At 66.6% G+C, this 12,277-nt stretch carries 9 protein-coding genes; 7 read left to right on the top strand and 2 right to left on the bottom strand.

Features of this window, described 5'->3' with window-relative positions:
• Positions 1-59 precede the first annotated feature (59 nt).
• Genes BM372_RS16635 through BM372_RS16625 form a run of 3 tightly spaced genes read left to right on the top strand, consistent with a single transcriptional unit; the run spans position 60 to position 2,063 of the window.
• On the top strand, positions 60-815 hold the full coding sequence (locus BM372_RS16635; protein ID WP_090956562.1) for a DUF3710 domain-containing protein: 756 nt from the start codon (positions 60-62) through the stop codon (positions 813-815).
• A complete protein-coding gene (locus BM372_RS16630) occupies positions 808-1,257 on the top strand; it encodes a hypothetical protein (RefSeq protein WP_090956561.1) in 450 nt (149 codons plus the stop codon). The genes BM372_RS16635 and BM372_RS16630 overlap by 8 nt, the downstream gene beginning before the upstream one ends.
• Positions 1,254-2,063 (top strand): DUF3159 domain-containing protein, encoded by an 810-nt coding sequence (locus tag BM372_RS16625; protein WP_090956560.1) that lies wholly within the window; start codon positions 1,254-1,256, stop codon positions 2,061-2,063. The genes BM372_RS16630 and BM372_RS16625 overlap by 4 nt, the downstream gene beginning before the upstream one ends.
• An 80-nt stretch (positions 2,064-2,143) precedes the next feature.
• On the opposite strand, the gene BM372_RS16620 is transcribed toward BM372_RS16625, so the two are convergent.
• Both BM372_RS16620 and BM372_RS16615 read right to left on the bottom strand, forming a co-directional pair.
• On the bottom strand, positions 2,144-2,887 hold the full coding sequence (locus BM372_RS16620; RefSeq protein ID WP_090956559.1) for a potassium channel family protein: 744 nt from the start codon (positions 2,885-2,887) through the stop codon (positions 2,144-2,146).
• Positions 2,888-3,559, bottom strand: coding sequence for a potassium channel family protein (locus BM372_RS16615; RefSeq protein ID WP_090956558.1), 672 nt, complete (start codon positions 3,557-3,559; stop codon positions 2,888-2,890). It abuts the gene before it with no gap.
• A 154-nt stretch (positions 3,560-3,713) separates the two neighbouring features.
• On the opposite strand from BM372_RS16615, the gene BM372_RS16610 reads away from it, so the two are divergent.
• The 4 genes from BM372_RS16610 (at position 3,714) to dxs (ending at position 12,238) form a co-directional block, all read left to right on the top strand.
• Positions 3,714-5,690 (top strand): APC family permease, encoded by a 1,977-nt coding sequence (locus BM372_RS16610; protein WP_090956557.1) that lies wholly within the window; start codon positions 3,714-3,716, stop codon positions 5,688-5,690.
• Positions 5,687-7,033, top strand: coding sequence for a class I SAM-dependent RNA methyltransferase (locus BM372_RS16605; protein ID WP_090956556.1), 1,347 nt, complete (start codon positions 5,687-5,689; stop codon positions 7,031-7,033). The genes BM372_RS16610 and BM372_RS16605 overlap by 4 nt, the downstream gene beginning before the upstream one ends.
• A gap of 176 nt (positions 7,034-7,209) precedes the next feature.
• The gene (locus tag BM372_RS16600; protein WP_090956555.1) at positions 7,210-10,035 is read left to right on the top strand and encodes an aconitate hydratase; all 2,826 of its coding nucleotides are present in this window, start codon (positions 7,210-7,212) and stop codon (positions 10,033-10,035) included.
• A gap of 229 nt (positions 10,036-10,264) precedes the next feature.
• The gene (gene dxs / locus BM372_RS16595) at positions 10,265-12,238 is read left to right on the top strand and encodes a 1-deoxy-D-xylulose-5-phosphate synthase (protein ID WP_090956554.1); all 1,974 of its coding nucleotides are present in this window, start codon (positions 10,265-10,267) and stop codon (positions 12,236-12,238) included.
• Positions 12,239-12,277: the final 39 nt, after the last annotated feature.

The following is a 12,277-nucleotide window of genomic DNA, read 5'->3' as shown; positions in this document are numbered from 1 at the left end:
CGGCCAAGCGGGACGGCGCTGAGCGGCGGCACAGGATCACAACTGAAGGAGAACCCCCCATGGTTTTTGGGCGCGGCAGGAAAGCCAAGCAGGAACAGCTGACGGAGCAGGGGGCTGCCCAGGAAGCTGGGGCCCTTGAACTTGGGGCCGAGGAAGCTGTTGTTGAAGGTGCCGGGCCGGCCGGGGGAGGCGCCAAAACCGTCGGCCGGGCCGTGACCGGTCCCTTTGACGTTTCGGAAATCGAAGACCAGGACGGTTACGTTGACCTCGGTGCGCTCCTGATCGCCCCCAGCGAGGGACTCCAGCTGCGCCTTGAAGTTGAAGAGGCCACCCAGCGGGTCGTGGCCGTCACGCTGGACCTGGAGGGTTCGAGCCTGCAGCTCCAGGCTTTTGCCGCCCCCCGTTCAGAGGGCCTGTGGGATGAAATCCGGGAGCAGATCGGCCAGTCGGTCGGCAGCCAGGGTGGCCAGATCGAGGAAATCGAGGGGAGTTTCGGTCCCGAACTCGTGGCCAAGCTTCCCGCAGGCGGAGCCGACGGCAGCCAGGGCTACCGCGTGGCCCGCTTCATCGGCGTCGACGGACCCCGCTGGTTCCTGCGCGGCGTCTTCGGCGGCGAGGCGGCACTGGACCGCGACGCCGCCGCAGGACTGGAAGGGCTCTTCCGGAAGATCGTCGTCGTCCGCGGCGACAACCCCATGCCGCCCCGCGACTTGCTGCAGCTCCGCCTTCCCAAGGACACCGCGCCCGCTGCCCCGCAGGCCGCGCCCGAATTCGAGCAGCCCGAACGCGGACCGGAGATAACCCAGATTGGCTGATGCCCCCGGCCAGAAGGCCGCCGTCGCGGTCCGGGAACTGCCCGACCGCGGACGGGCTCTGTGCCACGGCTTCATCGAATCCGTGACCTACGTGCCGGCCAACCAGGTGGCATCCTTCATCGCCCTCGTGATCGATCACGAGGCGCCCGCACCGGCCTCCCGCGGCCTGGTGTTCGGGGCCAAAGGCGGTCCGGGCGCCGGAGCGGCCGGCACCCTGCCCGCCAACACCGTGCCCGCACCCCGCGTGAATCCCGGAGCGCAGCGCCAGCGGCCAGCCGGTCCCAAGGAACGGCTACGCGTCGTATGGCTGGGGCGGCGCCGGATCCCCGGCGTTGACGCTGGTACCGAACTCCGGCTCGAGGGCATGGTCACCATGCGCGACGGGCTACCCACAATGTTCAATCCCCGCTATGAAATACTCTCCCGCCAGGAGGAGCAATGAGCTTGCCCGAACACCCCGAGCGGGCCCAGCAGGACGCCCAGCGGGAAAACAGGACCGCCGGCGGGCAGGAGCCCGGGGTGTCCGGCGCCGCGGAACAGGACATGCCCCGGCAGGGCGCTGCTCAGCCCACTGTCGCCCAATTTGCCGAGGACTATGCGGCCAAGGCTGGCCTGCACCGGTCCAGCAATGGCAACATTGATGTGCTCAAGACTGCCGGCGGCATCCAGGGCATCGCCGAGAGCATCCTGCCGGGGCTCGTCTTCCTGATTGCCTTCACCATCGACAGGGAGAACCTGTCCATGGCCGTCATCGCCTCAGTGTCGGTGGCCGCCGTCTTTACAGTCGTGCGGCTGGTTCAGCGCAAGCCGCTGACGCAGGCGTTGGCGGGCTTCATCGGCGTCGGGCTCTCCGCCTGGCTGGCCACCTCGACGGGTAAAGCCGAGAACTTCTACGTTCTGGGATTCTTCACCAACATCGGCTACATCGTGGCGATGGCCATTTCGGTGGCAGTCCGCTGGCCGATCGCCGGCCTGCTCTTCGGTTTCATCCGCAACGAAGGCCTGGACTGGCGCAAGGACCCGAAACGGGTCAAGGCCTACGCCATTGGCACCTGGGTAATTGTTGCCGTGCTGGTCCTGCGGCTCGTGGTGCAGGTGCCGCTCTACTTCATGGGGGAGCAGGGCCTCGCCGCCCTCGCCACCACGCGGCTCCTCATGGGCGCCCCGCTCTACATCCTTGGCGTCTGGATTGCCTGGCTGCTGACCCGGCCCGTCAAGCAGGCTGCCGGAGCCGAACAGCCCAACTGACCGGATGCGCTACCAGTTATGGTCCTCACCAGCGCTTGGGAAGGACCATAACTGATAGGGCATCTGGCAGGTTAAGGCCGTTAGCCGTCGAAGCCGTCGTCTCCGGCCGGCGGGGCGCCGTGGGTGTGCTGGTCGGAGGTCACCGGGTGCTGGTCCTCGAGCGGGGACTCGGGGGAGAGCAGCGCGCGGAGTTCGTCCTCGGCCGCGATCGTGGTCACGAAGAACAGTTCGTCGCCGCCGTCGATCACGTCATCGCGGCTCGGCGTGATGGGCGCCTGATCCCGCAGGATCGCCACCAGGGTCGCGTCCTCGGGCCACTGGATGTCGCCCACGGTCAGGCCGATCACGTGGGAATCGTGCGGGACCGTGAACTCCACCAGCGAGGAGACGCCGGTCTGCAGGGTCAGCAGACGGACAAGGTCGCCAATCTCCACTGCTTCCTCCACCAGGGCGGTCATGAGCTGCGGGGTGTTGACCGCGACGTCGACGCCCCAGGAGTCGTCAAACATCCAGTCGTTCTTGGGGTTGTTGACGCGGCCGACGGTCCGGCCGACGCCGAATTCCGTCTTGGCCAGCAGTGAGACCACCAGGTTGACCTTGTCGTCACCGGTGGCGGAGACCACGACGTCGGCGTCCTCGAGTTTGGCGTCCTGTAGCGTGCTCAGCTCGCAGGCGTCACCGACCAACCAGTGGGCGCCGCGCAGGCCGCTGCGGCCGATGACCTCCGGCTTTTCGTCGATCAGCAGGATTTCGTGCTTGTGGGCGAGAAGCTCACGGGCGATCGAGGAACCGACGCTTCCGGCACCGACGATGACGACTTTCACTTAAGACTCCTTGGCGGGGGACTTGGCGAGAACATGGCCGATCTCGGAGCTCCGGTCCACGTTCAGCATGGCGTGGACGGTGTCGCCGTCCTGGTAGGACGTTCCGGCGGTGGGCAGAACGCCCTCGCCGAACCGGGTCAGATAGGCGACACGGATGCCGGCTGCCTTCTCGATCGACGTGATCGGATGCCCGATCCAGTCCGGGTTGAGGTCTATTTCGGCAAGGACCAGCCGGCCCGAGGGCTCCCGGAAATCGCCGGCGATGTGCTGTTCGGGCAAGATGCGGCGCAACACCTGGTCAGCGCTCCAACGGACCGCGGCGACCGTGGGGATGCCCAGGCGCTGGTAGATTTCCGCGCGGCCCGGGTCGTAGATCCTGGCCACGACGTGGGGAACATGGAAGGTCTCCCGCGCCACCCGGGTGGCGAGGATGTTTGAGTTGTCGCCGCTGGAGACCGCCGCGAAGGCGTACGCTTCCTCGACGCCGGCCCGCTTCAACGTCTCGCGGTCAAAGCCCACTCCCGTGACTTTCCGCCCGGAGAAGCCTGCCCGGAGCCGCCGGAAGGCACGGTCGTCCTGGTCGATGATGGCCACTGAATGGCCGGCCTCCTCAAGCGTGTGCGCCAGGGTTGACCCGACACGGCCACAACCCATGATCACGAAGTGCGCCACATGGGCCTCCTCTTGGTTCTACGTCTGATACTGCGTAGAACTCTACCGGCCACGGCGTGCACTAAGGCCACGGCCGCAAGCCGCCGGGCGGCGCCGTCGCGCGTGCCTTATTCGCCGTCATGACATCGCGTCCGAATCAGACTAGCTTTGTGTAGTGCTGACAATTTTCAATGCCGTGAAGCGGGTGCTGGTAGGCAAGCCCTTCCGGAACGACCGTCTGGCCCACACGCTCTTGCCGAAGCGGATCGCGCTCCCCATCTTCGCCTCGGACGCCCTGTCCTCCGTGGCGTATGCGCCGGACGAAATCCTTCTCACCCTGGCCCTGGCCGGCGTGAGTGCGGTGGCAATCGCCCCGTGGGTGGGACTGGCCGTCATGGTGGTGCTCCTGACCGTCGTGGCCTCCTACCGCCAGAACGTCCACGCCTACCCTTCCGGCGGCGGCGACTACGAGATCGCCAACGTGAACCTGGGCAAGTACGCGGGTCTCACCGTAGCCTCCGCGCTGTTAGTGGACTACGTGCTGACCGTGGCCGTATCCATGTCCTCGGCCGCGACCTACCTGACCACCGCCGTGCCCTCGCTGCACGGGCAGCAGGCGGCGATTGCCACGATCGGCGTCGTCATCCTGGCGCTTGTGAACCTGCGGGGCATCCGGGAAGCCGGCAGCGTCTTCGCCGTCCCGACATACATCTTCATGGCCTCGATCCTTGGCATGACCGCCGTTGGCATCTTCCAAGCCGTTACCGGCCAGCTGGGGCAGGCGCCCTCGGCGGCCTTCACAATCGTGCCGGAGCCCGAGTTCGATCAGGGACTCGTCGGACTGGCCGGCGCATTCCTGCTGCTGCGCGCCTTCTCCTCCGGCGCCGCTGCCCTGACCGGCGTCGAGGCCATCAGCAACGGCGTGCCGAACTTCCAGAAACCCAAGAGCAAGAACGCGGCCACCACGCTGCTGCTGCTCGGCGTGATTGCCTCCGCCATGCTCGCCGGCATCATCTACTTGGCCAACGCCACCAAGGTGCACATCGTGCTGGATCCGGCGACGGAGTTCCTCCTCAACGGCAAGCCGTTGGAGGAGGGTTACATCCAGAACCCGGCCATCAGCCAGATCGCACAGACCGTCTTCGGCGAGGGCTCCATCCCGTTCTATATCGTGGTGGCCGCCACCGGCGTCATCCTGGTGTTCGCCTCCAACACGGCGTTCAACGGCTTCCCGGTGCTCGGCTCCATCCTGGCCCAGGACGGCTACCTGCCCCGCCAGCTGCGCACCCGTGGCGACCGGCTGGCCTTCAGCAACGGCGTCCTGGCCCTGGCGGCCGGCGCCCTCGTACTGATCATCGCCTTCAACGCGGACGTCACAAAGCTCATCCAGCTCTACATCGTGGGCGTCTTCATCTCGTTCACCATGAGCCAGCTGGGCATGATCCGGCACTGGGGCCGCGAACTGAAACTGTCCAAGGAACCTGCCGTGCGGCGGCGCATCATCAAGTCCCGGACCATCAACACCGTGGGCTTCTGCATGACCGCCTTGGTTCTCGTGATCGTCCTCATCACCAAGTTCTCGCAGGGCGCCTGGATCGCGCTGCTGGCCATGTTCGTGCTGTTCCTGATCATGTGGAGCATCCGGGCGCACTATGACAACGTGGCCACGGAACTGGCCGTGGACGAGGACTCCTCACCACGTGCCCTGCCCACCCGCGTGCACGCTGTGCTGCTCGTCTCCCACGTGCGCAAGCCTGTGTTGCGTGCCCTCGCTTACGCCCGGGCCTCCCGCCCGTCGCGGCTGGACGCCATCACCGTGGACATCAGCCCGGAGGAAACCGAGGCGACTGTGGCGGACTGGGAGAAACTGGAAATCCCGGTGCCCCTGACGGTCCTCGCCAGCCCGTTCCGTGAAACCGTGTCCCCGATCATGGAGTACATCAAGAACATGCGCCGCGATTCGCCGCGCGACCTGATCGTGGTCTACATCCCGGAGTACGTCGTGGGCAAGTGGTGGGAGCAGCTGGTTCACAACCAGACCGCGCTGCGCATTAAGACCCGGCTGCACTTCGAGTCCGGCGTCATGGTGGCCAGCGTGCCATGGCAGCTCAAATCGTCCGAAGAAGCCAAGAAACTGCAGGATATCCAATGACCGACACCCGGACAGACGCCCCCACCGATCTCATCGTCGACGTCGGGCCCGTCGCCCACGGCGGGCACTGCGTGGCCCGGCATGAGGGCCGCGTTGTGTTCGTCCGGCACGGCATCCCCGGCGAAAAAGTCAGGGTCCGCCTTACGGAAGCCGGCGCGGATGCCAAGTTCTGGCGCGCCGATGTGGTGGAAGTTCTGGAGCCCTCACCGGACCGTGTCCCGCACTTCTGGGACGTCGCCGATTCCGCGCGCTCCTGGTCCCACCGGCATCCGCCCGTCGGCGGCGCCGAACTCGGCCACATCTCGCTGGAGCGACAGCGCAGCCTCAAGGCTGACGTCCTGGCCGAGCAACTCAAGCGGCTGGCCGGCATCGAACTTGTGCCTGAGGTGGAAGCCGTGCGGGAGCCGGCTGGAGCCGGTACCGTTCCCGGTCTCGGCTGGCGGACGCGCGCCGGCTTCGCCGTGACGCCGGCCGGAAAGCTGGGCATGCACGCCCACCGCTCCGATTCGGTCCTCCCCGTACGGGAGATGCCCCTGGCGGCGGACGGCATTAATGCGCTTCGGCTCTGGGAGATCGACCTGCAGGGCGTCGACCGCGTGGAGGTCGCCGCCCCGGCGAACGGAAGCCGGCCGCTGGTACTGCTGGTCCCCGCCCCGGGAACCCGGTCCAAGCGGCTCAGCGGCATCCTGGCCCAGCTGCCCGACGACGTCTCGGTGGCCAGCCTGGACCCGGCCACGGGCGAGGTTTTGCAGCTCCGCGGCCGCACCTATGTCCAGGAGTCCGCGGCAGGCCACGAGTACCGGGTTACCGGCGACGGCTTCTGGCAGATCCACCGGGACGCACCCGAGACGCTCGTCGGGGCTGTCACCGGCTTCCTGCACGACGGCGGCTACCTCGCCCCGGGTTCCGTGGTGGCCGATCTCTACGCCGGTGCCGGCCTGTTCACAGCACCAATGGCCGATGCCGTGGGCGTATCGGGGTCCGTGCTGTCGGTTGAGGGAGCGCCCGGAACCAGCCGTGATGCGCGCAAGAACCTGCACAACGCCACCCAGGTGGAGATTGTCCAGGGCCGCGTGGAGCGGGTGCTGCGGCAGAAACCACGCAACTTCGACGCCCTCATCCTGGACCCGCCGCGTGCCGGTGCCGGTAAGGCGGTGGTCAAGCAGCTGATCGACGCCGGTCCCCGGGCCGTCGCCTATGTGTCCTGCGATCCGGCCTCGTTCGCCCGTGACCTCGGATACTTCCGGCAGGGCGGCTGGGACATGGCGGGCCTGCGGGCCTTCGATCTTTACCCGCACACCCATCACATGGAGACTGTGGCGTTACTGACTCCCCAACCCTGATGCCATTAGGATGGGCGTAGTAGTCCGTCGTCGCGCTCCAATTCACGGCTGTTCCCTGTGCTGCGTACAAGCAATGCTGTACCGCTTTGTACTGCTGCTCGCGTAGTTAGGCAGACCTAACTAGCAAGGGTCCAGTGGCGCGACAAAGATGAAACTGTTGCGAGAGGAGTCCTGCGATGAGCATTGTGGACAGCTTCGGTTCAAAAGGCAAACTTAATGTAGCCGGAACCGAATACGAAATTTTCCGGTTGAACTCCGTCGAAGGTGCAGAAAACCTTCCGTTCAGCCTCAAGGTATTGCTTGAAAACCTGTTGAGGACCGAGGACGGTGCCAACATCACGGCCGACCACGTCCGTGCCCTGGCAGGCTGGGACCCCAGCGCCCAGCCCGACACTGAAATTCAGTTCACGCCGGCGCGCGTGATCATGCAGGACTTCACCGGCGTGCCCTGCGTCGTTGACCTCGCCACCATGCGTGAGGCCGTCAAGGAGCTCGGCGGCGACCCCAAGCGGGTCAACCCGCTGGCCCCGGCTGAAATGGTCATTGACCACTCGGTCCAGATTGATGCCTTCGGCAACTCCGGCGCACTGGAGCGCAACATGGAGATCGAGTACCAGCGCAACGGCGAGCGTTACCAGTTCCTGCGCTGGGGCCAGACCGCCTTCGACGACTTCAAGGTGGTCCCGCCGGGCACCGGCATTGTGCACCAGGTCAACATCGAGTACCTGGCCCGCACCGTCATGACCCGCGAAGTTGACGGCGTCCTCCGGGCCTACCCGGACACCTGCGTCGGCACCGACTCGCACACCACCATGGTCAACGGCCTGGGCGTGCTGGGGTGGGGCGTCGGCGGCATCGAGGCGGAGGCTGCCATGCTTGGCCAGCCCGTCTCCATGCTGATCCCGCGCGTCGTGGGCTTCAAGCTGACCGGGTCCATCCCGGCCGGCGCCACCGCCACCGACGTCGTACTGACCATCACCGAACAGCTGCGCAAGCACGGCGTGGTGGGTAAGTTCGTCGAGTTCTACGGCGAAGGCGTCGCTGCCGTGCCGCTGGCCAACCGCGCCACCATCGGCAACATGAGCCCGGAGTTCGGCTCCACAGCCGCGATGTTCCCGATCGACGACGTCACCCTCGAGTACCTGCGCCTCACCGGCCGGTCCGAGGAAAACGTCGCACTGGTGGAGGCCTACGCCAAGGAACAGGGCCTCTGGCACGATCCGTCCCACGAGATCAAGTTCTCCGAGTACCTCGAGTTGGACCTGTCCACCGTGGTTCCCTCGATCTCCGGCCCGAAGCGTCCCCAGGACCGCATCGTGCTCACCGAGGCCAAGGACGAGTTCCGCCACGACCTGCTCAACTACGTCAAGCACGACGCCGACGCCGGCACGCTGGACGAATCCCTTGAGGAGAGCTTCCCGGCCTCGGACCCGCCCTCGTTCACCCAGTCCGACACCCACGTGACGGACACGGACCGCGAGCCGCCGATCTATTCGGCAGCGCACGGTGCCGCCGGCCGCATTTCCAACGCCGTCAAGGTGACCACGGAAGACGGCCGCGAGTTCGAACTTGACCACGGTGCCGTGGCCATCGCCTCGATCACGTCCTGCACCAACACGTCCAACCCCTCGGTGATGCTGGCCGCCGCGCTGCTGGCCCGCAACGCCGTGGACAAGGGCCTGACGTCCAAGCCGTGGGTCAAGACCTCCGTCGCCCCGGGCTCCAAGGTCGTCACCGACTACTACGAGAAGTCGGGCCTGACGCCGTACCTGGAGAAGCTTGGCTTCTACATCGTCGGCTACGGCTGCGCCACGTGCATCGGCAACTCCGGCCCGCTGGATGCTGAAATCTCCGAGGCCATCTCGGCCAACGACCTTTCGGTCACGGCCGTGCTGTCCGGTAACCGCAACTTCGAAGGCCGGATCAACCCGGACGTGAAGATGAACTACCTCGCCTCCCCGCCGCTGGTCATCGCCTACGCCCTGGCCGGAACCATGGACTTCGACTTCGAGTCGGACGCCCTGGGCAAAGACGAGGCTGGCAACGACGTGTTCCTGAAGGACATCTGGCCGAACCCGGTCGAGGTCCAGCAGGTCATCGATTCCTCCATCGACAAGGAAATGTTCGCGCGCGGCTACGAGGGCGTCTTTGACGGCGACGAGCGCTGGAAGGCACTCGACACCCCGGCCGGCGACACCTTCGCCTGGGATTCGAAGTCCACGTACGTCCGGAAGCCCCCGTACTTCGAGGGCATGAAGGCCCAGCCGGAGCCGGTCCAGGACATCACCGGCGCGCGCGTGCTGCTCAAGCTCGGCGACTCCGTCACCACGGACCACATCTCCCCGGCAGGCTCGTTCAAGTCGGATACCCCGGCCGGACAGTACCTGCTGGCCAACGGTGTGGAGCGCAAGGACTTCAACTCCTACGGCTCACGCCGCGGCAACCACGAAGTCATGATCCGCGGCACGTTCGCGAACATCCGGATCAAGAACCAGCTCCTGGACGGCGTGGAGGGCGGCTTCACCCGCGACTTCACCCAGGCAGACGGCCCGCAGGCCTACGTCTACGACGCCGCGCAGAACTACCAGGCCGCCGGCACCCCGCTCGTGGTCCTGGCCGGCAAGGAGTACGGTTCCGGTTCGTCCCGTGACTGGGCAGCCAAGGGCACCGCACTCCTGGGCGTCAAGGCCGTCGTGGCCGAAAGCTACGAGCGTATCCACCGCTCCAACCTGATCGGCATGGGCGTCCTGCCGCTGCAGTACCCGGCCGGCCAGAACGCCGCCAGCCTGGGCCTGACCGGCACGGAGACCTTCGCGGTCGAGGGCGTCACCGCCCTGAACGAGGGCACTACGCCTAAGACCCTCAAGGTCACGGCAACGGCTGGAGACGGTTCTGTCACGTCCTTCGATGCGGTCCTGCGCATCGATACTCCGGGCGAGGCGGACTACTACCGCAACGGCGGCATCCTGCAGTACGTGCTGCGCCAGATCTCCGCGAACTAGCGGAGGATCTCTCCGCGAAGCAGCGGAGGACCTCTCCCAAACGGGAGGGACTGCACGCAGCGAAGGCCCCGGCCGGTCACTACGTTGACCGGCCGGGGCCTTCGCGTTCCCCGGTGCAGGTGACGGGTGCAGGGGACCTGTGCAGGTGACCGGTGCAGGGGACCGGCGCGGCGTCCTGTTGGGAGGCGTTAGAGTTAAAAGGCATGTCTACCACCCGAAGGAGGGGCCGTTGGGAATCTTGGACACTATCCGGAATCCGCAGGACCTGAGCAAGTTGTCCGGGCCGCAGCTGGATCAGCTGGCAGCCGAGATCAGGGACTTCCTGATCGGCAACGTCTCCCAGACGGGAGGGCACCTGGGCCCGAACCTCGGCGTCGTCGAACTCACGATCGCGGTGCACCGGATCTTCGATTCCCCCCGCGACAGCATCGTCTTCGACACCGGACACCAGTCCTACGTGCACAAACTCCTCACCGGACGCCAGGATTTCAGCACCCTCCGCCAGCAAGGCGGCCTGTCCGGCTACCCGGACCGCGGCGAGTCCGAGCACGACATCGTCGAAAGCTCGCATGCGTCCTCGTCGCTTTCCTGGGCCGACGGGATCTCCCGGGCCCGGCAGCTGACCGGCGACGGTGACCGGTTCGTCGTCGCGGTGGTAGGCGACGGCGCCCTGACCGGCGGCATGGCTTGGGAAGCCATCAACAACATCGCCGCGGACAAGAAGCGCCGCGTCGTCATCGTGGTCAATGACAACGGCCGCTCCTACGCGCGGACCGTCGGCGGGTTTGCAGACTACCTCGCGTCCCTGCGCCCCACCATCGATTCACTCCGAGCCGCCCCTTCTTATGAAGGCACCCTGGAGTGGTGGAAGCGCAGGCTGCAGAACGGCGGCCCCGCCGGCCAGTTCACCTACAAGAGCTTGCACGCCATGAAGAAGGGCCTCAAGGACTGGTGGGCGCCGCAGGGGATGTTCGAGGACCTCGGCATGAAGTACATCGGTCCTGTGGACGGGCACAACCTCCAGGCCATGGAAAACGCCCTCGCCACGGCTAAGAACTACGCCGGCCCCGTGATCGTGCATGCCATGACGGAAAAGGGGCACGGCTACGCTCCCGCCCGCGCTCACGAAGCGGACCAGTTCCATGCGGTCGGGATCATCGATCCGGAGACCGGCGCCCCCACCGAGGCCGGCGGCGCCAAATCCTGGACCGCCGTCTTCGCCGATGAGATCGCCGACATCGCCGACGAACGCAAGGACATCGTCGGCATCACCGGGGCCATGCTGATCCCCGTGGGGCTGCACAAATTCGCTGCCCGGCACCCCGAACGCGTGTTCGACGTCGGCATCGCCGAGCAACACGCCCTCACCTCGGCTGCCGGCATGGCGTTCGGGGGACTGCACCCGGTGGTCGCCGTCTACGCCACGTTCCTGAACCGGGCCTTCGACCAGTTGCTCATGGACGTGGCCCTGCACAAAGCCGGCGTCACGATCGTCCTGGACCGGGCCGGCGTCACCGGGCCCGACGGCGCCAGCCACCACGGCATGTGGGACATGGCCATGGTCCAGATAGTCCCCGGCCTGCATCTCGCGGCGCCCCGCGACGCCACCCGATTGCGGGAGGAACTGCGTGAGGCCGTGGCGATCGAAGATGCCCCCAGCGTGATCCGCTACTCCAAGGGCAGCGTCGGGGCGGAAGTTGAGGCGATCGAACGCCTGGCGGACGGCGTGGACGTGCTGGCCCGCCGCCCCGCAGGCTCCACGGAGAACGACGTCCTCATCGTGAGCGTGGGCGCCATGTCCGAACTCGCTTTGGACGTCTCGAACCGGCTCGGCGCGCAAGGGATCAGCTCCACGGTGGTGGATCCCCGCTGGGTTCTCCCGGTCCGCAAATCCATTGTCGACCTCGCAGCCTGCCACCGACTGGTCATCTGCATTGAGGACGGTGTGCGGGCCGGCGGCGTCGGTTCGCGGATCCGCCAGGAGGCGCGCGCGGCGGGGGTGGACACGGCCCTTAACGAGGTCGGCCTCCCGGTCGAGTTCCTCGATCACGGTACCCGCAGCGAGGTGCTTGAACGCGTCGGGCTGACCGCCCAGCAGATCACGCACGACATCGTCGCCCAGGTCCTGGGGACCAAGGTCCCGTTCGCGCGGCCCCTGCCCGGCCATGAACATCCCAGCACCGGCAGCCTGCCGATTCTGTAGCCTGCACCTCTATTGAGCACTAACCAGTGCGTCACCGCC

It is taken from the genome of Arthrobacter sp. ov118 (assembly GCF_900116495.1).
Lineage (GTDB): Bacteria > Actinomycetota > Actinomycetes > Actinomycetales > Micrococcaceae > Arthrobacter.
This window is presented reverse-complemented; position numbering and strand designations above follow the sequence as displayed.